A 26,263-nucleotide genomic window follows, 5' to 3' on the forward strand; every position below is an offset into this window, starting at 1 on the left:
GTGGATGTAATGATAAGAGCGGCACTTTGATCCTTTTGTATGGCAAAGTACGCTCTTTAGTTTGAAATATTGTGGGCTATTTTTTTCTTTGAGCTATGGCTTGACTAACCCAATACTCCATATTTTCAGCTATGTCCTTATACGCATCGTTTGGGTTAGGGTCGTAGCAACTCACGACGGATGAAAGCTTTGTCCCATCATTAAATGCAAACTGCTCAAATGGATTTTTACCCTTTAGGCCTTTTCCATTGCGAGGACAGACTAAGTTGTGAATATGAATACCAAAAATCGGTTTTCCATCACTCCAAGCTTTTTCGATTTCGTATTTAACCCAAGGCCGAGTGTGAGTCTCTTGCCCTACAAGAACAATAACGCATTGCTTGTACTTAAAATTGTCATCGATCCAGCGTTTGATTGATGCATCACCACCACGCTTTACTGTTTCCCAGTCGTTTGCTGAAACTGGAGTATTCCCTTCAAGTGCACCTATGTTACGAACTTGCTGTACACGCATTACATCATTTCCGTAATGGAAACTAAAAAAAACTGGTTTTCTGGCCATAATTCCACCTTTTTTGAGTCAATAGATGTCAAAGTTGCTGTTTCTCATATGCAATTTACCTCTTATTTAGATGTTGGGACTGTTACTTAAAATTCAACCCATTAACCTGAATTTATTGAAAATTCGGCAAAAGCATAGGTTTGCGTAACAGCACATTGATACTCAGCTATTAGTTTATGTATGGTAAAACAGGGAACAAAAGTTAACTCAATAATTTGAACTAACTCACTTTGGGGCAATTATGAGTTAGCTTAATAGCTAACTCACTTGTGATCACCAAGCGATTCTGTCGTACCTTAACTACCAAGCGACTTTAAATCCCACAATTGATCAAACTTTTTTGTATCTGGACCATTTTTATTGTGATCGATCAAACTATATTGTCAGCCAACAGCTAACCGAGAATATTGAGATAGTGGCGAGAATCAGCGCGGTGATTAAAGGCCAGATAAAACAAAACCGCCATGCTCGGCGGTTTTATTAGCGATAGAACGGAGGTTATTAATCAATGAAGGTTTCAAAAGGTAAATTGAAATACTCACTGAAGCCTTTTGCTTGAGCTAAATTAATAGCTCTTTTGCCATTTAAAATATCGCTGATCACGCTTTGAGGCGCGATATGTTTTAAATCAGATTGTTTAAGCTCCTTAATATCCATCAAGCCCTTTAGCATTTCTACAGCGGGAACTTTAGGCATAATTAAATGGTTCGTTTCAAATTCTTCGATGCGGTCTGAAATTGCATGGGCATAAACCATACAAACATCAGTTTCAGAGGTCGCCATATCCATTAGCTCATCCATTAATTCAGCGCGTTCTAGCACTTCCGCTTCAGTTTCAATTGGTTTCGTTGAATAGTTAAATAAAATTAGGGCATTCTGTGCGTAGTCACTTAGGACATCTGACATTGCCTCAAACATGCCGCTTAGATTTGCGGTGTTCAATCCAACATTTTCATGGTGTTTAATCATAACTGCTCCAAAATATACGGAGGTGATTACTTAATATGACTTTTAATCCATTTGTCATAGTCTGCATGAGATAAAATCTCACGAATAAAAATCTTGCTGCGAGTGCTATCAATACGAGCCAAAATGCGACAGTCGTTCTTATGAACGTCAAAAATGTAAAGGTCGTAATTGTCACCGTTAAAAGCCGTTTCACCTACTTTACACGCAGGGACACGATCAACATTCCAGCCACTTTGTGTACGCCAAAGCGCTTTAATTTGAGCAAAAGATTCAAACTTTAAGCCTGCTCGATTGAATGTCTGTTGCCAGAGAGTCAACCCAACCCGCCATTGTGGGTACATCAACATTGCCTGTTTAATTCGAGTTGTAGTGATGATCCGCACGCATATTAACCCTTTGCTGTGAATTTTAGACCAGATTATCGCAAAGTGCGATATATAGCAATATGCGATATGGCTTGTTTTCAGAAATGAGATGCAACAGAAAAGAAAAAAGCCTCCACTGTGGAAGGCTTGATATGATGCTAATACTGACTATTACTTACAGAATACGCGGGCTTGACGTGGTGTATAAACACCAAATGTAACGACACTCAATAGACCGTTAACAAACGTTTGTTGCACTTCAACTTTAGCCACGTTATCGGCACCACCACATAGCTTCGCAGCATCAACAGTTTTATGTTGACCAATACCTGAAACGAAAAATGGTTGTGATTTATTTAATTCAGCTGTTTTTGTTTGTGATGCTGGTAATACTATAAATCATACTGTTATTTATAATATGTTAAGCTAAATCATCTTTAGTAACACTGACACCTTTTATCTGAGCAAACACCTGATCACCGACTTTTAGTGCTAATTCATCCGCTGCCCATGCGGTAATATTGGCCCATAAATGGGTTTCACCAATACGTAATTTAACTTCCACACGTTCATCATTAGCGTAATGAATCTTATCAACCCTTGCCGCGAGAATATTACGAATACTGCTTGCTTGAGGGTAGTGACGCGCAATTGAAACATCATTAGAAAATATACGTACCCGCACCCACTCCCCTCGTTGATGTGGCAACTGTGTTACCCATAATGAGGCATCGTGACTCAACATTACTTGTGTTAAGGCATAACGAGGATGGTTAATATTTACTCGCGCACTTAATAGTGAACTCTGCTCTTTTGCAGGTAACCACGGTCGCATTTCAGGAGAACTCCAAACAGAATTCACATGCCCTGAAATCAGTACCTTGCCTTGGTTTAACATCACCATTGAATCGGCTAAACGTAGAATCTCATCTAAACTGTGGGTTACATAAATTATCGGTGTATTGACCTCTTTAGCTAACTTCTCCAAATAAGGCATCAATTCTTGTTTACGTGGCATGTCTAACGAGGCTAAAGGCTCATCCATTAATAACATATCGGGTTTAGTCAATAATGCTCGCCCAATGGCTACCCGTTGCTTTTCACCACCAGATAACGAAGCGGGATAACGTGATAATAACGGTGCAATACCTAATAAATTAACCACATCATCAAAATGTTGTTGATCGGTATGTTTAACGCCGTAATTCAAATTACCTTTTACCGTATAATGTGGAAACAAACGCGCATCTTGAAATACATAACCAATATTACGTTTATCAGCACTTAACGCCATACCTTGCTGGCTATTGAATAAGACACGATCACCAAGCTGAATATAGCCATTATCTGGATGACTTAATCCACTCAGCACATTTACTAAAGATGTTTTTCCTGCACCTGAGCGTCCAAAAATGGCCGTGATCCCTTGCATCGGCACATTAAGATCAATGGCTAACGCAAGATCACCTAATTGTTGGGTAAAGCACATTTTTAATCTTTTTTGCGCTGTTTTGGTACTCATTACGCTGCCCCTAATCGTTTTCTTGCCACGCGGGTTAACCATTCAGAAGCAAACAATGATAATAATGCAATCACAATAGCGACAATACATAAGCGTGCCGCTTCGCTTTCAGCGCCGGGGGTTTCAATAAAGGAGTACATCGCCAAAGGAATTGTTTGAGTTTGACCCGGTATATTTGACACAAAAGTGATCGTTGCACCAAACTCACCCAGAGCACGCGCAAAAGCTAAAATTGTACCCGTCAAAATACCAGGGATCATTAATGGTAAGGTGATGGTCATAAACACACGAGTAGAAGATGCACCTAGCGTGCGAGCCGCTTGTTCTAACTTCTTATCAACACCTTCTAAAGCTAATCGAATTGAGCGTACCATTAAAGGAAACGACACCACCGCAACAGCTAACGCAGCACCGCGCCAACTAAAACTGAACGTAAATCCAAACCAATCATACAGCCACTTGCCCACCATGCCTTGGCGACCCATAGTGATCAATAACAGGTAGCCGATCACCACCGGTGGCAGCACTAACGGTAAATGAATCAGTCCATCGAGTAATGATTTACCCCAAAACTGGCGACGTGCCAATAACCAGGCACAGCCAATCCCTAATGGTAAACTGAAAATTACCGCGACACTGGCAATTTTCAAACTTAAAAATAACGCTTCTAATTCATATTCAGTCAGCACTAACAACAATCCTGTAAAAACTTTTATTCGTTATAGCAATAGCATAGGTAATCATTTACCGTCAGTCAGCAATGATTTGATTTCTGTGCTTTATTCGCTGTATTTTTAAACACAATCAAGGGTAAAACATAAAAGGTACGAAGCTTTCACTCAGTACCTTATCGTTAACCTATTACTGTATGCGTTTAATCAATCCCGCTATTTTTTTATAACCTGATCAAAGCCATAAGATTTGAAAATTGCTGCGGCTTGAGGCTGTTGTAAATACTGGTAAAAACCTTTTGCTGCTGGTGTCACATTGCCTTTCACTAGCGCCATTGGATATACAATCGGTTTATGTGATTCGGCGGGGAATTGATAAACTGTTTTTACTTTTTTAGAAATTTCAGCATCTGTTTTATAGACAATGCCCAATTGAGCTTCCCCACGTTCAACTAACACAAGCGCTGAACGCACATTATTGGCACTGGCTAACAGTGGTTGTGCTTGTTTCCATAAACCTAAAAACTCTAATGCTTGTTTTGCATAAATACCAGCAGGTACATAGTTAGGATCACCAACCGCTAAACGGGTGCCATCTAATGCCTTGGCTAAATTCCAGCTCGCGCTAACATTCACTTTATTTTGTGGGTATGCCAAAGGAGCAACCATCACTAAGCTATTTTTAACGATATCTTTACGGGTATTAGCCGCTATAGCCCCCTGCTGCTCAGCATAATCCATCCATTTTTCATTCGCTGATAAATAAATATTGGCTGGCGCACCTTGGCTAACTTGACGCGCTAAAGCCGATGATGATGCAAAGGATAATGTGGTTTCAACTCCGGTCTGCTGTTGGTATTTTACTGCAATGGCATTTAATGCATTGGTCAATGATGATGCAGCAAAGACAGTAACATTATCAGCAGCTAAAACGGGTTGTACAAAAAGAGATAAGGCAGCAACAGTAATAACCGCAGATTTAAGTGACATAACAACCTCCATAATATTTCGATATATAGTAAGCTACACATCGATATTTACCAAGCATAACTTTAAGACCTAAAACAAATAGTAACCATTACCACGATAGTGTGTTACTACAAACAGCAGTCTAAAAATTCACAACATAAGCACTTCAAATTATTGCAGCTAGTGCTTACGAAATTGCACTACGCCAACAGCAAGGAGTTGGTTATCTTAAGCCTTAGCATCTAACAGCACACTATAAAACAGGTAATGTTAAATTCGATTAGATCAATAATAGCTAAAAGCAATCGATTCCCATTTGTAAAATTGAGCATTTTCATGCCTTTTATTGATTAAATTTATCGCCCCAATACGATCTTTGTCACAAATAAAAGTAATGCATAAAATAGTTATTTTCATTCATTTATTGCTCTGTATTATCAGCAAAAATCCATCGTTACGGTAATACATAATGTTTAAGAAGACTTTACTTGCTGTTTCTTTAGCTGCAACTTCGCTTATTAGCCCATCTGCTTATGCCATCGAAAATGTCGACTTGTTAATAACAAATGCGACAGTCCTCACCATGGATCAAGATAAAACCGTCTTTGATAATGGTTTGGTCGCAGTAAAAGGCAATAAGATTTATGCTGTTACTGATGGTACAAACATCAAAGAATACCAAGCAACTAAAACTATTGATGCTGATGGTGACATTGTTATGCCTGGCCTCATTAACTCCCATACTCACGCCTCAATGACCGTTTTCCGTTCAATGGCTGATGATGTGCCCGATCGTTTACACCGCTATATTTTCCCATTAGAGAAAAAATTAGTTTCACGAGATATGGTGCGTATTGGCGCCCAACTGGGTAACATCGAAATGCTAAAAGGCGGCGTGACCACTTACGCTGACATGTATTACTTTGAAGATGAAGTGGCTAAAACCGTTGATCAGATAGGTATGCGTGCCATCTTGGGTGAAACCATTATTCAATTCCCGGTGGCGAGTGCTAAAACTCCGGAAGATGGTATTAAATACACGCTTAACTTTATTGAACAATATAAAGATCACCCGCGTATTACACCAGCATTTGCGCCACATGGCCCTTATACAAACTCGACTGAAACTCTGCAAACCATTGCCAAGCTATCGTTAAAACATGATGTGCCCGTAATGATGCACCTTGCTGAATCTGATCGTGAGCGAGAAGTGATTGCTAAGCGCTCTGGTGGCCTATCGCCGATTAAATACATGGAATCGATTGGCGCACTTAATTCAAACTTCTTAGCCGCACATGTCATTGATGCTAATGATGAAGATATCGCTATTTTGAAAAAGCATGATGTTGGTGTCGCACACAACATGAGTGCCAATATCAAGTCAGCCAAAGGCGTTGCACCTGCATTGAAAATGTTTAACGATGGGTTACGTATTGGTTTAGGCACAGACGGTCCAATGTCCGGCAATACATTAAGTACGATTGATGAATTTAACCAAGTGGCGAAAGTACACAAATTAGTCAATAAAGATCGCGCGGCAATGCCTCCAATCAATGTGATTGAAATGGCAACCATTGGCGCGGCACGTGCATTACACATGGAAGATAAAATTGGTTCTTTAGAAGTGGGAAAACTGGCAGATATTATCGTGATTGATACCAAAGCACCCAACATGATCCCGGTTTATAACCCATATTCTGCCTTGGTGTATTCAGCGTATGCTACCAATGTTAAGCACTCGGTGGTTGACGGTAAGTTACTTATGGAAGATCGTAACATTCTGACAGTGAATGAAAAAACAGTGCATGATGAAGCATTGAAATTTGCTGATATTGTACGCAAAACCGTGGTTGAGAGCGGCGAAATAGTACAATAATACGGCAATCATTAGTAGAGAGAAGAGTGCACAACACTCTTTTCTCTGTTTTATTCTTAAGGCTTAGCATGTAAGAAATATAGCGCTAATTACTCAGAAGCTATACGTGCAACACCTCTAATGGTTGGCTGCACGACGGCAATCATTTTGCGCATTTTTTCATATTGAATATCTTCAATCACAAAGCCTGCATCAATGATTGACTGCTCTGTATTTCGGTTAAGATGGCAATTATCTGCAACTCGACGCCAAATAAAATTCAACCGTTGCTGCCAATGATAACAACGAGAATTTGGCTCTGCCGCAACATGTTCTAAAAAAATAAATCGCCCTGTCGGTTTGAGTACCCGTTTAATTTCTTGTAATGACGCAGCCACATCTTTAACCGAACAACACACTAATGACACAAAAACATAATCGAAAAAGTCATCATCGCTATCAATATTCTCAGTCGAGCAAGATAAAACTGTCGCCTTAATATTCGACTGTGAAGACAATTTTTGTTCTAATTGCATTCGCATATGCGGATCGGGTTCAGATAAATAAAGCGCTAACGACGATTTTTGAGGATAAAGACCAAGACTAGCTCCCGTGCCTGCCCCTATTTCCAATACATTACCATCTACATCTTTAAGTAACGTTCGACGCCATTCCACCAAACAAGCTTCTTCGGTATATTTCATTACATTGTCGTAAAATAAAGCAGTAAAGAAAGACATTACAACGCTCCAAAATAATAAGCAGCTACCTTAGCACTTTAAAAAGTGACAAACAGCGTTTTTAACTAATCTTTATTGTTAACAATAAAATATAACCACAAAAGAGTTAAAACTTGCCAATGATTCACCACACAGATAACATTAACAATAGCCATTCGTAGTCATGTGAAACAAAATGAGTATTAAGCAAAGAATAACCAGCGCTTACCGCTATATCGAGCCAAATCTATTTTTCATAGGACTATTTGGTTGTGTCGGCTTCCCTGCTTATTATTTTATTTGGACTTATATCTTTCCTCAGCCTTATGAAAATTTGCCATTACGGTTAGTGTGTGCTGCGTTATTTTTGCCATTTGCGATTAAAAGCTACATGCCAGGCTTATTTTCTCGTTATAAAGAAAAGCATTTTGTTTTTACTATCTGTTTTTGTTTACCTTTTTTCTTTTGCTATATGATGATACGTAATGAATGGTCCGTTGAATGGATCATGTCTTTTATAGCAGCCATTTTTCTCTCAATTATTATTATCTATGACTGGCTGATCATTCTAATATGCACCACAATAGCGGCATGCAGTGCTGCCTTATTGGGCTATCTGTCGATGGGTAATATTAGCATTGGTTTCCACTCATCATTCCTTGTTGTGTTTAGCTTTTCTTATGTAACAGGTATCTGTTTTAATTATCGTAATCGTATTGAAATTGAGAGTAAGCAATTATTCTCACGATCATTTAGTAACGGTATTGCCCATGAAATGCGCAACCCCCTAGGTGCCTTACATGCATCTCAAGAAGTATTATTAGAATTACTTCCAGAAACATTAACAGATGATCCTCAACAACACCGTCTGATCTCTAATGCTGAAATACATAAATTACGTAATATTATTCAAGACAATATTTCAATAATAAATAATGGTCATAACACTATCAACCTTTTACTTAACTCTATTGATAGTCAAAAAATATCTCCTCATTCTTTTCAATACCTTTCAATTTATGATGTGATTACCGACGCACTTAATGTCTATGGCTATCAACAAAAAAATGATCGCCAGTTAGTCAGTTTTCAAATTAACAAAGATAGTCTATTTTTTGGCAATGATATTTTATTACGCTACGTCATATTTAATTTATTAAAAAACTCTTTTTATTATAAAGACAAACCAAACTTTAAAATTGTCATTTCTGTTTATAGTAAAAAAAATGAAACAATTATCAGTGTCAAAGATTACGGTAAAGGTATAGCGTCAACTACGATTAAAAACATTTTTACTGAATATTATACTTCAGGAAAAAAGAACAATTCAGGTTTAGGATTATCTTTCTGTAAAAAAGTCATTACAGCTTTTGCGGGGAACATTGAATGTTATTCAACTGAAGATGTATCAACAACCTTTATTATTCGATTACCAAGTATAACTTCATCGATTGTTGAAAAAATAAAATATGATCTAATGAGTAATAAAAGAATACTATTCTTAGGTTATCATAATCAGTTATTCACGGATATTAGTCATCTGGCATTTTTTTATAACTTTACGTTGTCTTATAAACAAGCAGCGACTTACGATATTGCAGATATTAATACGAATGATTATGATTGCATCGTTGTTGATATACATTCAATTAAAAATGAATTATTGACTAAACTATATAGTCACATAACGAACATGGAAATAAAGATGATACTAATTCATCATTCAAATGCGACTAAAGAAATAGAGTTATCAAAAATTTATCAGCCCTATTTATTTAAATATGATCATATTGATGAATTACAAAAGAAATTAATCACTCAAATTTTCACACATAAAACACCAGTAAATGACGCATTCAAAAGAGTCAATATGGCCAAAGCGAAAATCATGCTTGTTGATGATAATGTTTCATTACGTTTGTATTCTGGTATTTTATTAAAAAATGCGGGTTATGAGGTTGTCGAAGCAGATAATGGACGTACTGCCCTCTCTTATTTACAAGAGTCTACAGTTGATCTTATTTTGATGGATTCACAGATGCCAATAATGTCAGGTATAGAGGCGACCAAAGAAATCAGAACTAATACTCAATATGCCGCACATCAAGACATTCCTATTATCTCTTATTCAGGCTCTTTAGATGAAGAACATAGAGAACATTTAATCAGTATTGGGATCACTGACTTCTTGCTAAAACCATCATCAAAAACCACGCTATTAGATATCGTTCACAAATGGCTAGATGCATAAATTAACCAATAAAAAGTAGGGATAATTTCATACTTACATTTTAGCCAACCACTAAATCACATGAGTATACGGCCACTATGCCGTATAATTAATAAATAAGCCTACTAAATACTATTAGTAGACTTAATACTATATATTCAGTTATTAATCATTATGATGCTAATTCAATTTTCATCAAAAAACACGCTTGTAAAATAACCTCTATTTCTTGATCTGTTAATTCACTATTAACAGAAAAACGAATCAGATTTTTATTTTTTGGGGTTGCGGGTGAGCAAAAAACAGAACCAAAAACATTCATGCTTTCTAAATGATCACGTATTATTTCAGTATTTTCTTCATTACCTGTTTCAAGGGCAATAATTTGTGATTGGCTTTGAATATTAAATCCAAGTTTAATTAAGCCATGACGTAATTTTTCAGATTGCTCTACCAACCGTGAACGCCGAGCATCACTATTCTTAATAACATTCAATGTTGCCTCTAATACCACAATTTCATGGGGTAATAACGCAGAACTAAAGATAGCAGGACGAGCAACAAACGGTAATGCTTGTCCGATCTTGTTACTACACAATATCGCCCCTGCGCGATAAGCAAATGCTTTCGCTAGACTAACTGTTATAAAATCGACATCATCCGTTAAACCTAATTGAGCCACTAATCCGGCGCCTTTTGGGCCATGGGTTCCTAATGAGTGTGATTCATCAACTAAAATAGCACAACCATAACCTTTAGCTAAAGCAACAATTTCAATCAATGGCGCAATCGTGCCTAAGGTACTATAAACAGAATCAACTAAAATAAGCCCAGGGCCATTACGCTTTATTAACTTTTCTAGATGATGAATATTATTGTGCAAAAAACTATGAATCTGAGCTTCTGCAACTCGTGCACCTTCCCATAATGACATATGAGCAAAGAAATCAATATAAACTGGCGTATTAATTGGCAGAATCGTTTGAATTAAGCCTACATTAGCCGCCCAGCCAGATTGCGATAAAATACAATGCTCAAAGCCAGTATAATTAGCCAGATGGTGCTCAAATGAATGATTATCTTCTTTATGTAAAAATATAGCAGACATAACAACATCTTTTTTATTATTACTTAACGCATCTATATATGCTTTTCGAATATAGTTATGATTAGAAATAGCAAGATAGTCATTACTCTGCAATAACACCCCATTTTTTGTTGGTTTTTTACCCAAAACTAAATGCTGTTGATTTTTCCGAGGGTAAATAAGTTCTTCTAAATGTAATTCTATTTTTTTTTATAAAGTCGGGTAACGGCTTAGATAGATTATGGATTGTCATAGCATATTCCTTTTTAATTAAAATAATATTATTTATAAATAACAGAGGTATATTATTCTCAAATAAAAAATACACAATCTATTATTTTCTCATCTTATAAAATTAATTTAATAATATAATTATTCTTATTTGCTATAGATAACCTATTCTGAATTTTAATATTATGAGAGACTATCTGACAAAATAACCACACAGAGAACATGATGAAATATAATGCAGCAATTTTTGATATGGATGGATTATTGCTTGATACTGAACAAGTATGTATGACCGCTTTTAAGCAAACATGCAATGAGATGAACCTTCCTTTTAAGCAAGACGTTTATCTTTCTATCATTGGACGAAACCAAGCAGGTATTAAACCTATCATCGAACAAGGCTACGGTGACATGTTAGATTATAGTATTTTTCATCCTCACTGGATGCAGCACTACCATGCAGTGGTTGAACATCAAGCCATTCCAATTAAACACGGTGTCATCGCATTATTAGATTGGTTACAAACAAAAAAAATACCTATGGTTGTCGCCACCTCTACTCACAAAGCACTCGCACAGAAAAAACTTCATCTCGCAGGGTTATCAACATACTTCTCACACATAACTTGTGGTGATGAAGTGACTCAGGGGAAGCCTCATCCTGAAATATACCGTCTTGCGGCACAACGTCTGCATATCGAGCCCAATCAATGTATTGCTTTTGAAGATTCAAATAACGGTGTTAAAGCTGCAGTTGCTGCCAATATGGCTACATTACAAATCATCGACCTTGTAAAACCTGACACTGACACTCGCGCTTTAGGACATCATATTTTTAACAGCATGGATGATGCATTAACGTTTTTACAGTCACATTAATAAAATATAACAATTTAGATCAAAACTGAAATTACAATAACTTGGTATTACCGCATTAAAAACAAAAAAGCCCACAGACGATTAACCTGTGGGCTTCTTTTAAGTGAATAGACTTACTTCACTGCATTTGCTATTTGAGTTGTTAATTCACTAACAGCAATTGATAGCGCTTCGACTTGAGCACTATAACCATCTTTTACTAATGGTACACTAAACTCAAATGGATGCACGGTTTGCAAATCACCATTGGCACCAATGATCATCCACTCACCAGCAACATTAGCCACACCTGTATACACCCCATTAAATTGGTTAATACGTACCTGTAAACGCGGTGCACCCGCTGTTGATAAGGTTGGTGTTAACTGGGTTGCCCATAAACGATGTTGTTTTTGGCGCAAATCATGAGTAATACGACGTGTTAGCTGTTTAGCTAATGCCTCACCCCATAAGTTTTGCTGTGCTTCCACTATTTCTGTTGCTGACGTTTGATAAACTAAACCAGTACCTGATAAATGTGCGGCAACTTCAACTGGGCGCACAATCAATAATGGCTGATTATTGGCGTGTGATACGATCGATGTCTTACCCGCAGGCAACAAGAAGGTATTCACAGCTTCAGGTGTACTACTACAACCCGTTACAGCTAAAGTCGCCATTGCGATGATTAACCACTTTTTCATTATTAACGACCTCCAACAGGTACTGGATCTTTTGTTTGCTCATCACCAAACACAAGTGAATTTGGCTTTTCATTTATTTGTCGTAACACAGGTTGTAATTCCGTCATCACAGCTTCAAAACGTGTTAATGCACCGTCAAGATTCTGATATGGTGCGGCATCAGGGCCAAAACCATTAAGTGTTTTTTGAATCTGTTTTAGACTCGTACGTACATCACCTGGTAATGCTTGTGTATCTTTTTGCTTTAATAACCGATCCAAATCATTGATCGTCGCTTGCATCGTTGCCATCGTGTTTTCAGATACTTTTAGCGTAGCTGTCATTGAATACAATACATCTTCAACAGGTAAGTTATTAAATTTATTCAACAAATTGGTTAGCTTCTTTTGAACTTCAGCTAAATCACCCGCTTTAGTTGGGAAGATATCATAACCATCATATTTCAATGTTTTTATCGGTTTTTCACCTTTATAAACATCAGTGCCAATATATAACGCACCTGTTAGCAAATTACCGGTTTTTAATGTTGCTCGTAAACCTAACTTAAACTCTTTTTCAAAGTTAGTACGTAACGACACTAGTGTACCTTCATCGCTATGATTATAAACTCGACCAAGATCGATTCGCACTAATACTGGAATCTGCTTACTGGTGAAGCCTTCTTGGCTTGTTGGTAAACGTAATGGTACTTTTTGTACTGTACCGATTTGAATACCTCGATATTCAATTGGAGCACCCGCTTTTAAACCACGAACAGACTCACTAAAGAACATTACAAAATCAAGGTGCTGCTCAAACATTTTTTCACGAACTTCAGTCGTATTATCGTATAAACGATAGTATGATTTTTGCTTCACCTGTTGCGTGCCTTGATCATCAATCGGCGTAGAGAATGTTACCCCGCCTGTAATTAATGATTCTAATGAACCAATTTTAACATCAAAACCTTCAGCGCCAACTTTCACTTGTACACCAGAAGCTAAGATGAAATTACTGCTAGTACGCACTAAACGATCATAAGGTTCAAAAATAAACAATTGATAATTGGCACGTTTACTATTGATGTCAAAGCCGACCTGTTCAACACGACCAACAGTAAAGCCATCATAAAGCACGGGATCACCAACGTCTAATTTACCCGCCTGACGACTGGTTAAAATAACGCGTAATCCTGTTGCATCAGCAGGTGCAACAGGCGGAACATCTAACGCAACAAAATGATGTTTATCCTCTTTACCTTCACCTGGCTGCATTTCAATATATGAGCCAGAAAGTAGTGTATCTAAACCTGACACACCACCTTTACCTATACGCGGTTTAACCACCCAAAATAACGTATCATTTTTAAGCATACGGCTAGTGTCGTTATCCATTTGAGCTGTAATGGTAATATAGCTATAGTCTTCACTCAATTGGACTTTTGTTACAACACCAACTTTAACATTCAACGACTTAATAGCTGTTTTACCCACTTCAATGCCTGATGCATTTGGTAGCCGAATAGTAATAACAGGTCCTTGGCTATTTAGAAATTGAATAAACATCCAAATACCAATACCTAATGCAACCAATGGAACAATCCATATTGGTGATACTTGTTTCAAACGCTGTACTTTAGCCTCAACTGGCTGGTTATCACTCATAATCTGCTTTCTCATTTATGTACACTAGGCACTACCGAATGGGATTCAGTAGCATCTAACTCTGAACCTTGTTTATATGACTTACCTTTTGACATCCAAAATACTCGAGGATCAAATCTCATGGCTGATAACATTGTAAATATCACCACTGTTGCGAAACATAACGCTGCAGGACCAGGAGAAATTGCCATAACATTTTGTAACTGTACTAAAGCCACCAAAATAGCAACAACGAAAATATCAACCATAGACCAACGGCCAATAAACTCAGTTAAACGGTATAATTTTAAGCGTTTAATTGCGACATGAGCAGAATTATCTGCTTGCTTACCCGCACTAAAATATAACCATGCTAAGGCAAACATTTTTGCCATAGGAATAAAAATACTGGCAATGAAGATAACTAATGCAATCGGCCACGACCCCATTTTCCAAAGTAATACAACACCGCCTAAAATAGTAGATCCTTCAGTTTGACCTAAGCTCACGGTGTACATCATAGGATATAAGTTGGCGGGAATATAAAAAACAATGGATGCAATTAAATATGCCCAAGCATATTGCAATGAATGATTTGCATCAAAGACATGTAATCGGCTATCGCAGCGTAAACAACGCGCATGATGAGTTGCTGGTATTGGGTTTATTTGATTACAGGCATGACACCCAATGTGATTATGATCCATATGCGTATCACCATCATGAACCCCTACGACGGGTACCATGGCAAAAAACTGATCCCACAACCACGTTCTATCAACCAATGAAACACATTTAATAACCAATACACTATAAAGACAAAATGCCCAAAACGAATATCCTAAGCCAATGTGTGCTAATGCTGATATTTTAACAAGACTCACTAATACGCCAATTAAAAACACATCAACCATTAACCATGGCTGGATTTTAAACAATACTCGGCATAAAAATTTGAGCCAGCTAACCGCATGAATCACATGCCCTATATGCTGTACTTTGTGAGCACAATAATAAAGATAAAGAACTAACATTATATAGGCTGCTGGAAAAATAATAATCGTTGTCATTAATAAAACAGCTAAGACACTATTTTCAAAATGCTGTAATGTCTCTGCTGCATTTAGTAGTGTAATTTGATGTCCCATACCATTAACAGTAAAAGATAAAAATGGAAATGAGAGACTTAATACTAACATGATCAAACACGCGATACCGTAAGCAACTGGACGTTGAAAAGGTAAACTAACGGCTTTGATTAATGTATGACCACAACGAGGACATGTCGCTTTTTCGCCTTCATTTAAAGTAGGGATATCAACGACTAACCCACACTCTTCACACGCAATCATCATCGATTGTTGCACGTCAACCGCCTTTCGTGCGAGTTTACTTTGTTTACTCAACGTACATCACCTATGACAAATAAATCTGATAGTATAGTTTACTAACATGCTAAAAATCATTTTAAAAAATAGACAAATGGTCAGCCGTCTTTCGCTGATCACCCCAAACTACATTATTTTCACACCGAAAATCCATATCGCTACATATGACTACTCTCGAATATGCCAATTATCCCATCATTCTAAAACGCAATCCAATAATTACAAGTAATGTATTAAACATCAAAAACTTAACAAAAAAGAACCAGATAATTAATACAATCAATTGTTGTATATTGTTTGATTATTTGTGAGTACTTATCATTATCTGTCTGCAAAATTTTATTTTGAACGGTATACATTATAACAGTATTCTAACGTTATGCGGCATTACATTTATCTGCCATTAGTTTTATTAATGCTCTTTTTTTGGTAACACAATTATGTCACGCCGATCAATAAAGAATAACTATCCAATATAACGCTACTTTTTCACCTAAAAACACTGCTTATCACAAAATTTTCCATTTTTATCCCTGCTTTTAAACATGATAAATTGTTACAAATAAAGACTATTCATCTGTATTTTAAAAACAGTAATATGGTATTTCATTAAGTATCAATACATTACCTGATAAAAGATATCACTGCATGAATATTAGCCATAGTATTAGAAAGAAGATCACCCACTACATTTTACTATGCCTAAGCTTATTAGTTATATTTAATATCGGGTATTGGTCCTATAACCAATATACTAATATTCAAAAATCGCTTATACGAAATCGAACCATCACAGAGAACAATATATTAACTATCATTAGTAAACATACTGACTTATTGACTGCAGTATCTAATGATAACATCATGCAAGATCCCACATTAGAATTATCGCAACGAATTGAGATTATTCGTCCCTATCAACGAGCATTTAATATAGAAACATTAGGTATTAGTGATATTGAAGGCAAGGCAGCTACAACTTATCGAAATAATGCTGAAAATATAAACTACCGTCGTTATTTTCAACAAGCAATACAGGAAAAAAAATTAACGATTAGTAACTTAATCTACTCACCCATTTCAGATAGTTATGTTTATATAATATGTAAGCCTTTTAATAACACCAGTAATGAAGGAACTATCTTTGCTTCTGTCTCTTACGCTGATATTAATCAGGCCTTATCCTATCAAGAAAACACTAGCATTAAAAATAACATTCTCAATAATTGTGAGAATAGAAATAATCATTGTAAAAACACAACTGAACTTGAGAATGTTAATATTTACTCTTCATTAAATAACAAACAAATATTACATAACATTAGGAATAAAAAAACATTTGATTATCATATCATTAATAATAAGAGTCAACTTGAGATATTATCATTACACCCATTAAAAAATACTCCATGGTATTTAGTTACAACACTTAACTATAATCAATATTTAAAAGATAGAGTTCTTTTTATGATTATTAATATTTGTATCTCTGTCATTGCATCAATCGCTATTGGCTATTACCTAATGAAAAAAGTATCTATCATTACATCTCCGATAGATGCATTTATTAAAGAAAGTACCTCTATCATTCCAATTCAATCACAGCAAAAAAACAATAATATCGATATAAATCATCATTTTAAAAACATAATCAATACAACTAAAGACGGTGTTTATTGCTCTCGAACAAATTTACTAAACCGCAAGTATTTCATTCAACATGCAAATATTACAATTCAAAAGCGTAATCAAAATTTAGCACTACTTTTTATTGATCTTGATAATCTAAAAGCTATCAATGACACCTTAGGTCACTATTATGGTGATGATGTTATTAGCATCTTTGCCCAACATGTGAAGTCCTTTTTTAATCATCCAATCGATTTAATTGGCCGTTTTGGTGGTGATGAATTTATTGTATTAACCAGTGATTTCACTAATGAAAAAGATTTAATCAATACCTTAGAAACCCTTATTAATCAGCTTAGTGGTTCCGTTAGTAATGGTGATATAGCAATTCCGTTTTCCGCATCTATAGGTGTCGCAGTGACAGATAACCAAACACGTGATATCGAACAATTGATCAACAATGCAGATCAAGCGGTTTATGACAGTAAGAAAAAGGGCAAAAACTGTTACAGTTTTTATGTTAACCATTAATGTTTTAACCAACAAAAAGCCCCTAATACTATTAATATTAGGGGCTTTTTTACATTATTCGGTTTTAATCTTGTTGCACTACTGGCACTGGAAATAAGCGGTCATAAGCAATGTTATAAACATATGCATAAATGAGATAGAAGAGTACCATTCCAATATCAAGCACAAAAGCTTCCCATAACGTCACTTTTAGCGCCCAAGCTAAGATAGGAATCGTAACAAAAAGAAGTCCAGCTTCAAATCCAATACTATGAATAATACGAATAATCGTGGTTTTTGCCGTTATTTTATAACGACGATAAAGCATACGATCAAACCATATATTATAAATATAGTTCCAACCTGTCGCTAAAATTGAAAAAGCAATCCCGACTACGCCAACATGACTACCATCAAACCCGAATTGGCTTAATACACCCACCATTAAAATTAAACCAATAACTTCAAAACAAATCGCATGGCGAATTCGATCCAACCGCGTTCTCATCAAAAATTCCCTCAGTACATTTATTTTTATAATCAATAGCTTTTCTGTATACGGACTATAAATGTTTTTTTGCTATTAACAAGCTAGAACCTATCCGTAAAAGAGATAGATTAACTATTTGTCTAACAATTCCGAAGCCTTATAGCTGCGCTGAGTTACCACAGTTGACGACGATAGCATATTTAAATTCATGGATTGTTGTAACGCTTTTTTATCCGCCTGTAATTGCATGACTTGCTGGCGAAGTTGATTAATAACCAATTGAGAATTATGCTGTTTTTCAGCTTTCCCTTCTAATTGCTGAAATAAGTCTTCAACGTCAAGTACACTTGTTTCGATTCTATTTTTTGATACGCTTAATGCTTGTTGTCGTTGCTCAGCCTCAATAGCAAGCTGTTTTACAAACGATCCCATTTCATCAGCAGATCCAACAAGACGATTAAATATTAATAAAAAAGAACAAATTTCTGCATCAGTAGAAAAATTGGGATAACGTATTTTATGATCTATTTCTGTCCATGCTTCTTCAAAAATAGTTCTCACTTGTACTTCAGTAAAAATACGTCGGTGTTGTAGTTCACTACCAAACACATAATGTAATGATCGATAACCTGCTGGATGTATTTTTACTGTAATATCTGCGGGTAATTCAGCCGACACTTCATCATCACCATTTCTAACATAATAAACTGGTGGCTCTTCATACTGCCACTTCGTCATTAAATAATCGTGAATAGCTAACCCATCATCTTTAAACAAGTGTAACGCACGTACACCAATAAGATCAGTGACAATGGCATCATAATTATATTGATTAATACCAAGATATTTTGCGTTATGAGGCTGTGTTTTTCGAACAATTTTCTCCATCAAATGCTGTGGTTTTTTCACTCGCCAACGAACAGAATGAACATGAGAACATTGCTGAATAATGCGTGCATATGATTCTGCGGTAACATTCAATACCTCGGTTCGTTGTTCATGACACAAACCAATTGCTTTTAATGTCAACCATGAAATTTGGCTTGCTTGCCACTGCTGCTGACTAATTCGATTCTGGTGCAGAAACTCATCTTCTGTCAAAGAAGCAATACTCATGTTGACTCACTTATTGATAAATAACATTACAGATAAAAACGAACGAACAATTACTTATTGTTGTGTTTGTTATTTTAATAAATGAGTTAAATTATGCTTTTTACATATATTTTTCAACTTAATACGAATCCTAAAATGATAACAAAGTTACCACTAATAATATTAAGACTGCAGTGAATAACTTGGCCGAATGACCTGTTGGTAATACTCATCAATCGATGTGGCTAACGAAAAATGATAAAAAGCATATAAAGATACATTAGTATAAACTTCATACTCCCCACGCAGGAAAAAATCGATATACAAGCAATTATTACTTGCATCATGCCCTATTTTTTTTATTAAATCAGAACTTACAATAAACCAGTTAATCATTCATATTCCCCTGTTATTCTTAGAATAATTAATCATGCCAAAAACGTTATAACATACCTACATTTTTTTGCTTTTCATTGTTTTTGCAGCCAAAACCCGCACTTAACTAACGCTTCACTCACTTATACTGGTCACTTTCATGCCGCTCACGTAAACTGACCTCATTATTTTGGTACTTAATCGTTTAGGAATTGAATAAAACATGAAACGTATTCCAACAAATATAATTACTGGCTTCTTAGGTGCTGGGAAAACGACCTCTATTCTTTCTTTGCTCGCTCGCAAACCTGAACATGAAAAGTGGGCCATTTTAATTAATGAATTTGGTAATGTTGGCGTCGATGGCGCTATTTTAGAACAGCAAGGGGCGATAATTAAAGAAGTCCCTGGCGGCTGTATGTGTTGTGTCGCAGGCTTACCAATGTCTGTCGGTATTAACGCATTACTCGCACAAAAACCTGACCGCTTATTGTTAGAACCAACAGGCCTCGGTCATCCCAAAGAAGTCATCAATAAGTTAACCTCTGAAAGCTACCGTAATTATGTTGATCTTCGAGCAACCATCACTGTGGTTGATCCTCGCCATTTTGCTGACAGTATTTATACTGATAACACCAATTTCCAAGATCAACTTGCATTAGCTGATGTTGTTGTTGCCAACAAAATCGATCAGTGTGACGACTTTGATTTATACACGTTCCAAACTGCAATGGAAAAAGCAGATCCTAAAAAAGCCCTGATCGCAGAAGTGGAACATGGTCGTCTTGAGCTTGAGTGGCTAGACATTGAACGTATAGAACGTCAAGCGCAACATAGTCACCACCATCATCACGATAATCAAATGGAACCATTGCCAGAATTAGAACTGGCTCCTGGTCAGCAATTTATTCGTAAAGAAAACCATGGTCAGGGTTATCACAGCTGCGGTTGGTTTTTTGCCGCAGATCAACTATTTGAATTCTCAAAGCTATTTAGCTTATTTTCTAACCTTAATGCTAATCGTGTTAAAGCAGTAGTGAATACTGAAAATGGCTGCTTTTCCTTTAATGTAGTTAATCAAGTGGTATCGGTTAATGAACTCTCACTAGAAGGCTTTGAATCACGTATTGAAGTGATTGATAGTGAGATTCTACCGTGGGATGAACTAGAGAATATTTTATGTTCAATCACTGAAAATACGGTAGCTAAATAGCCCTATTGATCCGTACTTATCGATTCATAGCTCATACCAATTGCAGTAATAGTGAGAATTTTTATCACTTTACTGCTAGGTTATAAAATAGAGCTCATAAAAAGAAGGGAGCACAAATGCTAAACCCTAATACTGCTAAAATAGTCATTGATCACGCGCTATTTCTTGGTGCCGATTTTGCTGAATTATTTGTTGAACATCATCAATCAAGTTCAGTCCAACTTATCTCGGCTGAAATTGATAAAGTTAACTCAGGTATTGATTTTGGCATTGGCATCCGCCTATTCTTTGGCCATAAAGTCCTCTATGGTTATACCAATAGCACCGATGAAGAAGAGTTAAAACGTGTTACTTCTTTACTGGCTGCAAAAGATAAACGCAACCAAATATTAACAGCGGGCTCTTTCGATTTAAGCCGTTATGACAATAAACATAGTTGTCAATTACCGCTCAGCCAAGACACCAATATGGCGGCTAAAATTGCCTTTTTACGCCAAGCGGATCAAGCTGCTCGCGCTGAAAACGAAAAAATCGCCCAATTTATCGGTAGTGTTGCACAACGTGAACAGCAAATTGAGATCTTCAATTCCGATGGCCTTCATATTGGCGATACTCGTCATTACACCCGTATTTCTGCTAATGCTGTTGCACAAAATGGTAGTGAGCAATCAACAGGTTACGAAGCACCTGGCGCATTTACAGGATGGGAATTTAACACCCATCTAGACGCACAAAAACTCGGGCATGATGTGGCACAACAAGCCATGGTTAAACTGTTTGCTGACGCCTGTCCATCTGGTGAAATGCCTGTCATCATTGGTAACGGCTTTGGTGGCGTTATCTTCCATGAAGCCTGTGGTCACTTACTTGAAACCACTTCTGTTGCTAAAAAAGCCTCGGTTTTTTACGACAAAATGGGCGAAATGATTGCTAATTCTGTCGTCAGTGCTGTTGATGATGGCACCATGACCAATCAATGGGGTTCCATCAATATTGATGATGAAGGCATGGAAACCCAACGCACTCAATTAATTAAAGACGGTAAGCTAACTAGTTTTATGGTCGATCGTATGGGTGGGCTAAAAACTGGCTTTGAACGTACAGGTTCCGGTCGACGCGAGTCTTATAAGTTCGCCCCTACTTCACGTATGCGTAATACCTTTATTGAACCGGGAACAAGCACTCTTGATGATATGCTTGCGGGCGTTGAACGTGGTATTTATGCTAAGAAAATGGGCGGCGGATCAGTACAGCCAGGTACGGGTGAGTTTAACTTTGCCGTCCAAGAAGCATATTTAGTTGAAAACGGTAAGATCACCAAGCCACTAAAATCAGCCACATTAATCAGCACAGGCCCTAAAGTACTAAAAGAAATTAGCATGGTAGGTAATGATTTTGCCCTTGCCGCTGGCATGTGCGGATCTGTAAGTGGCTCAGTGCCAACAACCGTCGGTCAAGCAGCATTGAAAGTGGATAATATTCTTGTGGGAGGTGGCAACTAATGACAGATCAAAATGCACTACAACAGGCCATCGATTACGTCCTTGATCGTGTTAAGGCACATAATGCCGAAGCTGATGTTATTGCAAATCGCAGTAATAATTTTTCATTAAAAGCTAACCAAGGCGAACTGGATGAATATAAAGTAACATCTGGTCAAGTCATTGGTGTGCGAGTGGTTAAAGATCAACGTACGGCCACCAGTTACTCAGAATCACTTGATATCGCTAGCCTTGATTTAATGGTAAATAATGCACTAATTAATGCTGAATATTCTCAACAAGATCCCCACCAGAACATCAGTTGTCTTGATAGCCGATTAGCGACAATTGAACCTGAAGTATACCAAATAGAAACGGCAACTGTTGATGACAAAATTGCACTTGCGTTATCATTAGAGCAAGGTGTGGTGACTAAGCCTAATGCGACCAGTGCACCTTACAATGGTTTTGCTGAATCAGATAACCATGTCATTTTAGCCAACACCCAAGGCACATTATGCAGTCATAATGAGCGTTCAACATATTGCTATGCTTATACTTTATATGAAAAAGATAGTAAACAAGCCATGCATGGTGGCATGTCATCAGGACGTTTATTTCATCAGCTAGATTCAACATATTGTATTAACCACGGCTATGACATGGCACAAGCACTATTAGATGGTGCCCCCATTGCCAGTAAGCACTATTCGGTAATATTTACCCTTAGTGCTTTAAGTAACCTCTTTTCTGCTTATGGTATGTGTCTATCAGGACAAGCAGCAATGAAAGGGATAAACCCTTGGCGTGATGCGCTTCATACTCAAGTTGCGAGCCCACTGCTAACCATTACTGATACCGCATATGTGAATGGCGGCTTTGCAATTAAAGCATTTGATAGTGAGGGATTTGCAACCCGTGACACATTATTAATTGGTGAAGGTAAGCTTCAGAGCTTATTACACAATAGCCACACCGCAAGTTATTTTGGCATCGAGAATACAGCTAATGGCTCTCGTTCAGCTAAAGGTGGATTAGGTGTCGGTGGTTCTCACACGGTTATTCAAACAGGCACTAGCTCAGACGCAGACATCACTACTGGTGAATATCTTGAATTAGTTGAATTACAAGGCGTTCACTCAGGTGCTGATGCCGTAAGTGGTGACTTCTCATTTGGTGCTAGTGGTTTTCTATGCCGCGATGGACAACGCTTACAACCAGTACGAGGTATTACTGTTGCCGGTAATTTCTACCAAATGATCAAAGAAATTGATGCGGTAGGTAATCAACTCGATAATGATTACAGCCGTAGTTTCTATGCCCCTAAAATCCGTTTTTCTCGTTTAAATATTGCGGGTAAATAACGCTATTATTGATATTAAACCTTACTGATAAAGCTATTTATGTAAACCCAACTCAGTAAGGTTTTTTTGCGCTAACTCAAATAGATGTCTATTATTATCCTCGCAACTAGCAATCTCTATTATTAGATTTAAAATCTTCCACAAAATGCGATAACATATAAAAAACACCTAATAAGAATAAGACAATGAATCTTACCGCCATTGCAACACTGCAAATGAATAATAAAATGTTTGCTAATCCACGTCGTATCGCACTCTTAAAATCTATTGATGCAACAGGCTCTATCAGCCAAGGTGCAAAATTAGCAGGTATTAGCTATAAAACCGCCTTTGATGCAATTAAAGATATGAACACCAGCAACGAACAGCCATTAGTTAACTGTGAAAAAGGCGGTAAAGGCGGCGGAGGCGCAACATTGACGCGATTTGGCCAACGTCTGATCCAGATGTATGATCTTTTAAATAAAATTCAAGATATGGGCTTACAAGCGCTTAACGATGAGAATGCACCGCTTGACAGCCTACTCGGAGTCATGAGCCGCTTTTCATTACAAACCAGTGCGCGTAATCAATTATTTGGCCATATTAATACGATTGAAACCCATGATTTATATGACGTGGTCACTATTGCCATTACAGACCAACATCAGATTCAAGCAACAATTACACATGGTAGTACCCTGCGTCTTCATCTTAAACAAAACAAAGATGTGGTTACGTTAATTAAAGCGCCTGCAATTACGGTTTGTAGCGAAGAAAATTTAATTCATGGAAAGCGGGATCGGTTTGATAACCAATTACTCGGAACGCTTACCGCAATGACACAAGATAAACAATCAACTGAAATCACAATTAGCTTAACCGACGAAATCAGTATTTGCGCTTTCGTTGACAATCAAGATTTGATGGATGAAACATTGCGCTTAGGTATGCCTATTTACGGCTTATTCCATTCGACTCAAGTTATTGTTGCTAGCATGTGCTAATAATAAATAGATATAACAATCTTATGCTCAAAGGAATGAGATTATATTATCAATCCTCATTTTATATCTTGTGCACCCAAACTACATTCACCGGAATATGCATTGTAGTTAAAACCTTTTCTTATACAATCAGTAAAACATGAATAATCTTCATATTGCTGAATAACAATCAAGCCGTAAGCAATAAAGACAAATACTAATGTTGTTATGCTCCACCAAATATTTTTCTGTTTAAGTGACCATAAAAAAAAGGCGACTGATAATGGGACACAAGCAATACTTATAAACCATAGTGTAGCTGATGAAAATATCATTATAACGTAACCAGTAAAGTGCAATTGACACTACTAGCATTTTAACGCTTTTTATTGATTAAACCTTCACTTTAATTTTAAAAATATACTTATTTGACAATAAATTCACATAAATAAAGAGCCAATGATAAATACGATGCTTATATAACCATATTCCTACCTTAATAAATATAAAAACATTGCGCCTATTGATATTAATTGCTCAATAAACACAATGATTTTAAAACAACGTTTAATCATAATTAACCACTAAATAACCAGCCCACCATCCACTTTTAATACTTGTCCGGTAATAAAGCTTGATTGCATACTGGCTAAAAATAATGCACAGTTCGCGATATCTTGTGATTTACCCATTCGCTTTAATGGTGTTTTTGATGTCATATGATCAATCACCTTTTCAGGTAAATCGACAGTCATTGGTGTTTCTATAAATCCAGGAGCAATACAATTTGCACGTACTTGTGCACCTTTACGCGCGAACTCTTTTGCCCATGATTTCGTCATTGCAATAACGCCCGCTTTGGTTGCAGCATAGTTGGTTTGACCAATATTTCCGTCCGTTCCCACGACAGATGACATGGTAATAATTGAACCACTACCGGTATTCATCATTACAGGGGCAATCGCTTGGGTCATATTAAATACGCCTTTAAGATTAACATCCATAACCAGATCCCAATCAGATTCTGTCATTTTATCAATCAAATTATCACGCGTGATGCCAGCATTATTTACCAAGACATCAATATGCCCGTATTGCTCTGTGAGCTGCTTAACCGCTTCTACAACACCTTTGCGATCACAGACATTAAGCTCTAATGCTGTCACGTTTGGAAACTGTTGCTCTAGATCGGCCATCATTCCCATATTCATATCACACGCAATAACGCGAGTTGCATTTTGACGCGCAAATGTTTCTACAATACAACGGCCAATTCCTTGCGCCCCACCAGTTACAAGACAAACCTTACCTGTTAGCATATTTTTCCCCTTAATATTATCGTCCTATAATCACATTAAAACTTAGCGCTCATATTTAGTTTAGATAACT

General features: G+C 36.9%; 22 protein-coding genes and 2 pseudogenes. 8 read left to right on the forward strand and 16 right to left on the reverse strand.

Annotated features, from left to right (window positions below; all coding sequences use genetic code 11):
- Positions 1-76 precede the first annotated feature (76 nt).
- The 7 genes and pseudogenes from Q0V26_RS03060 to modA all read right to left on the reverse strand — a co-directional run bounded on the left by Q0V26_RS03060 (position 77) and on the right by modA (position 5,079).
- The gene (locus Q0V26_RS03060) at positions 77-562 is read right to left on the reverse strand and encodes a TIR domain-containing protein (RefSeq protein ID WP_297476729.1); all 486 of its coding nucleotides are present in this window, start codon (positions 560-562) and stop codon (positions 77-79) included.
- Positions 563-1,063: 501 nt separating this feature from the next.
- Positions 1,064-1,531 carry an XRE family transcriptional regulator gene (locus Q0V26_RS03065; protein WP_107180346.1) on the reverse strand — a complete coding sequence of 156 codons (468 nt, stop codon included), beginning with the start codon at positions 1,529-1,531 and terminating at the stop codon, positions 1,064-1,066.
- Positions 1,532-1,557: 26 nt separating this feature from the next.
- Positions 1,558-1,914, reverse strand: coding sequence for a type II toxin-antitoxin system HigB family toxin (locus Q0V26_RS03070; RefSeq protein ID WP_297476735.1), 357 nt, complete (start codon positions 1,912-1,914; stop codon positions 1,558-1,560).
- Between the two features lie 153 nt (positions 1,915-2,067).
- Positions 2,068-2,262, reverse strand: a pseudogene (locus Q0V26_RS03075) (Bor family protein); the annotation flags it as partial.
- Between the two features lie 55 nt (positions 2,263-2,317).
- Entirely contained in the window at positions 2,318-3,418 is a 1,101-nt protein-coding gene (gene modC / locus Q0V26_RS03080) for a molybdenum ABC transporter ATP-binding protein ModC (protein WP_297476737.1), read from the reverse strand.
- Positions 3,418-4,107 carry a molybdate ABC transporter permease subunit gene (gene modB, locus Q0V26_RS03085; RefSeq protein WP_080156182.1) on the reverse strand — a complete coding sequence of 230 codons (690 nt, stop codon included), beginning with the start codon at positions 4,105-4,107 and terminating at the stop codon, positions 3,418-3,420. The genes modC and modB overlap by 1 nt, the downstream gene beginning before the upstream one ends.
- A gap of 198 nt (positions 4,108-4,305) precedes the next feature.
- Positions 4,306-5,079: a molybdate ABC transporter substrate-binding protein gene (modA, locus tag Q0V26_RS03090; protein WP_297476763.1), complete on the reverse strand. Its 774-nt coding sequence runs from the start codon at positions 5,077-5,079 to the stop codon at positions 4,306-4,308.
- A gap of 448 nt (positions 5,080-5,527) precedes the next feature.
- Between modA and Q0V26_RS03095 the strand changes: the two genes are divergently transcribed.
- Positions 5,528-6,934, forward strand: coding sequence for an amidohydrolase (locus Q0V26_RS03095; protein WP_297476765.1), 1,407 nt, complete (start codon positions 5,528-5,530; stop codon positions 6,932-6,934).
- Positions 6,935-7,023: 89 nt separating this feature from the next.
- On the opposite strand, the gene Q0V26_RS03100 is transcribed toward Q0V26_RS03095, so the two are convergent.
- Complete coding sequence (locus Q0V26_RS03100) at positions 7,024-7,653, reverse strand: class I SAM-dependent methyltransferase (protein ID WP_297476767.1); 630 nt, start codon at positions 7,651-7,653, stop codon at positions 7,024-7,026.
- 175 nt (positions 7,654-7,828) lie between these two features.
- Between Q0V26_RS03100 and Q0V26_RS03105 the strand changes: the two genes are divergently transcribed.
- Positions 7,829-9,883: a hybrid sensor histidine kinase/response regulator gene (locus Q0V26_RS03105; protein ID WP_297476769.1), complete on the forward strand. Its 2,055-nt coding sequence runs from the start codon at positions 7,829-7,831 to the stop codon at positions 9,881-9,883.
- 151 nt (positions 9,884-10,034) lie between these two features.
- On the opposite strand, the pseudogene cqsA reads toward Q0V26_RS03105, so the two are convergent.
- Positions 10,035-11,202, reverse strand: a pseudogene (gene cqsA, locus Q0V26_RS03110) (alpha-hydroxyketone-type quorum-sensing autoinducer synthase).
- A 203-nt stretch (positions 11,203-11,405) separates the two neighbouring features.
- Between cqsA and Q0V26_RS03115 the strand changes: the two are divergent.
- Positions 11,406-12,059 (forward strand): HAD family phosphatase, encoded by a 654-nt coding sequence (locus Q0V26_RS03115; RefSeq protein WP_297476771.1) that lies wholly within the window; start codon positions 11,406-11,408, stop codon positions 12,057-12,059.
- Between the two features lie 113 nt (positions 12,060-12,172).
- On the opposite strand, the gene Q0V26_RS03120 is transcribed toward Q0V26_RS03115, so the two are convergent.
- From Q0V26_RS03120 to Q0V26_RS03130, 3 genes are read right to left on the reverse strand one after another with little or no spacing between them, the layout of a single operon-like run.
- A complete protein-coding gene (locus tag Q0V26_RS03120; protein ID WP_297476773.1) occupies positions 12,173-12,742 on the reverse strand; it encodes an ABC-type transport auxiliary lipoprotein family protein in 570 nt (189 codons plus the stop codon).
- A 2-nt stretch (positions 12,743-12,744) separates the two neighbouring features.
- On the reverse strand, positions 12,745-14,385 hold the full coding sequence (pqiB, locus tag Q0V26_RS03125; protein WP_297476775.1) for an intermembrane transport protein PqiB: 1,641 nt from the start codon (positions 14,383-14,385) through the stop codon (positions 12,745-12,747).
- An 11-nt stretch (positions 14,386-14,396) separates the two neighbouring features.
- Complete coding sequence (locus Q0V26_RS03130) at positions 14,397-15,719, reverse strand: paraquat-inducible protein A (protein ID WP_297476879.1); 1,323 nt, start codon at positions 15,717-15,719, stop codon at positions 14,397-14,399.
- Positions 15,720-16,616: 897 nt separating this feature from the next.
- Here Q0V26_RS03130 and Q0V26_RS03135 point away from each other — a divergent pair.
- Positions 16,617-17,912, forward strand: a complete 1,296-nt coding sequence (locus Q0V26_RS03135; protein WP_297476777.1) for a diguanylate cyclase — start codon at positions 16,617-16,619, stop codon at positions 17,910-17,912.
- Positions 17,913-17,976: 64 nt separating this feature from the next.
- Here the strand turns inward: Q0V26_RS03135 and Q0V26_RS03140 are convergent, their stop codons facing one another.
- From Q0V26_RS03140 to Q0V26_RS17860, 3 genes are all read right to left on the reverse strand, one after another.
- Positions 17,977-18,399: a PACE efflux transporter gene (locus Q0V26_RS03140; protein ID WP_297476780.1), complete on the reverse strand. Its 423-nt coding sequence runs from the start codon at positions 18,397-18,399 to the stop codon at positions 17,977-17,979.
- Positions 18,400-18,513: 114 nt separating this feature from the next.
- The gene (locus tag Q0V26_RS03145; protein ID WP_297476782.1) at positions 18,514-19,497 is read right to left on the reverse strand and encodes a hypothetical protein; all 984 of its coding nucleotides are present in this window, start codon (positions 19,495-19,497) and stop codon (positions 18,514-18,516) included.
- 162 nt (positions 19,498-19,659) lie between these two features.
- Positions 19,660-19,872: a KTSC domain-containing protein gene (locus Q0V26_RS17860; protein ID WP_363316455.1), complete on the reverse strand. Its 213-nt coding sequence runs from the start codon at positions 19,870-19,872 to the stop codon at positions 19,660-19,662.
- 202 nt (positions 19,873-20,074) lie between these two features.
- Here Q0V26_RS17860 and Q0V26_RS03150 point away from each other — a divergent pair, with 202 nt between their 5' ends.
- The 4 genes from Q0V26_RS03150 to Q0V26_RS03165 all read left to right on the forward strand — a co-directional run bounded on the left by Q0V26_RS03150 (position 20,075) and on the right by Q0V26_RS03165 (position 24,895).
- On the forward strand, positions 20,075-21,064 hold the full coding sequence (locus Q0V26_RS03150) for a GTP-binding protein (RefSeq protein WP_297476783.1): 990 nt from the start codon (positions 20,075-20,077) through the stop codon (positions 21,062-21,064).
- A gap of 116 nt (positions 21,065-21,180) precedes the next feature.
- The gene (locus tag Q0V26_RS03155) at positions 21,181-22,566 is read left to right on the forward strand and encodes a TldD/PmbA family protein (RefSeq protein ID WP_297476785.1); all 1,386 of its coding nucleotides are present in this window, start codon (positions 21,181-21,183) and stop codon (positions 22,564-22,566) included.
- Positions 22,566-23,909 (forward strand): TldD/PmbA family protein, encoded by a 1,344-nt coding sequence (locus tag Q0V26_RS03160; RefSeq protein ID WP_297476787.1) that lies wholly within the window; start codon positions 22,566-22,568, stop codon positions 23,907-23,909. The genes Q0V26_RS03155 and Q0V26_RS03160 overlap by 1 nt, the downstream gene beginning before the upstream one ends.
- A gap of 185 nt (positions 23,910-24,094) precedes the next feature.
- Positions 24,095-24,895 (forward strand): TOBE domain-containing protein, encoded by an 801-nt coding sequence (locus Q0V26_RS03165; RefSeq protein WP_297476789.1) that lies wholly within the window; start codon positions 24,095-24,097, stop codon positions 24,893-24,895.
- Positions 24,896-25,458: 563 nt separating this feature from the next.
- Here Q0V26_RS03165 and Q0V26_RS03170 read toward each other — a convergent pair.
- Positions 25,459-26,193 (reverse strand): beta-ketoacyl-ACP reductase, encoded by a 735-nt coding sequence (locus Q0V26_RS03170; protein ID WP_297476792.1) that lies wholly within the window; start codon positions 26,191-26,193, stop codon positions 25,459-25,461.
- Positions 26,194-26,263 lie beyond the last annotated feature (70 nt).

Origin of the sequence: uncultured Photobacterium sp., from assembly GCF_947039875.1 — a bacterium.
In the GTDB taxonomy this organism is placed as follows: Bacteria; Pseudomonadota; Gammaproteobacteria; order Enterobacterales; family Vibrionaceae; genus Photobacterium.

Bases quoted from the DNA above. Each gene is read 5' to 3' on its own strand.
- Q0V26_RS03170 (WP_297476792.1), bottom strand. From the start codon at position 26,193: ATGCTAACAGGTAAGGTTTGTCTTGTAACTGGTGGGGCGCAAGGAATT.
- Q0V26_RS03115 (WP_297476771.1), top strand. From the start codon at position 11,406: ATGAAATATAATGCAGCAATTTTTGATATGGATGGATTATTGCTTGAT.
- Q0V26_RS03135 (WP_297476777.1), top strand. From the start codon at position 16,617: ATGCAAGATCCCACATTAGAATTATCGCAACGAATTGAGATTATTCGT.
- modA (WP_297476763.1), bottom strand. From the start codon at position 5,079: ATGTCACTTAAATCTGCGGTTATTACTGTTGCTGCCTTATCTCTTTTT.
- Q0V26_RS03095 (WP_297476765.1), top strand. From the start codon at position 5,528: ATGTTTAAGAAGACTTTACTTGCTGTTTCTTTAGCTGCAACTTCGCTT.
- Q0V26_RS03120 (WP_297476773.1), bottom strand. From the start codon at position 12,742: ATGAAAAAGTGGTTAATCATCGCAATGGCGACTTTAGCTGTAACGGGT.
- Q0V26_RS03065 (WP_107180346.1), bottom strand. From the start codon at position 1,531: ATGATTAAACACCATGAAAATGTTGGATTGAACACCGCAAATCTAAGC.
- Q0V26_RS17860 (WP_363316455.1), bottom strand. From the start codon at position 19,872: ATGATTAACTGGTTTATTGTAAGTTCTGATTTAATAAAAAAAATAGGG.
- Q0V26_RS03150 (WP_297476783.1), top strand. From the start codon at position 20,075: ATGAAACGTATTCCAACAAATATAATTACTGGCTTCTTAGGTGCTGGG.
- pqiB (WP_297476775.1), bottom strand. From the start codon at position 14,385: ATGAGTGATAACCAGCCAGTTGAGGCTAAAGTACAGCGTTTGAAACAA.
- Q0V26_RS03155 (WP_297476785.1), top strand. From the start codon at position 21,181: ATGCTAAACCCTAATACTGCTAAAATAGTCATTGATCACGCGCTATTT.
- Q0V26_RS03060 (WP_297476729.1), bottom strand. From the start codon at position 562: ATGGCCAGAAAACCAGTTTTTTTTAGTTTCCATTACGGAAATGATGTA.
- Q0V26_RS03145 (WP_297476782.1), bottom strand. From the start codon at position 19,497: ATGAGTATTGCTTCTTTGACAGAAGATGAGTTTCTGCACCAGAATCGA.
- Q0V26_RS03160 (WP_297476787.1), top strand. From the start codon at position 22,566: ATGACAGATCAAAATGCACTACAACAGGCCATCGATTACGTCCTTGAT.
- Q0V26_RS03130 (WP_297476879.1), bottom strand. From the start codon at position 15,719: ATGATGATTGCGTGTGAAGAGTGTGGGTTAGTCGTTGATATCCCTACT.
- Q0V26_RS03100 (WP_297476767.1), bottom strand. From the start codon at position 7,653: ATGTCTTTCTTTACTGCTTTATTTTACGACAATGTAATGAAATATACC.
- Q0V26_RS03105 (WP_297476769.1), top strand. From the start codon at position 7,829: ATGAGTATTAAGCAAAGAATAACCAGCGCTTACCGCTATATCGAGCCA.
- Q0V26_RS03165 (WP_297476789.1), top strand. From the start codon at position 24,095: ATGAATCTTACCGCCATTGCAACACTGCAAATGAATAATAAAATGTTT.
- modC (WP_297476737.1), bottom strand. From the start codon at position 3,418: ATGAGTACCAAAACAGCGCAAAAAAGATTAAAAATGTGCTTTACCCAA.
- Q0V26_RS03140 (WP_297476780.1), bottom strand. From the start codon at position 18,399: ATGAGAACGCGGTTGGATCGAATTCGCCATGCGATTTGTTTTGAAGTT.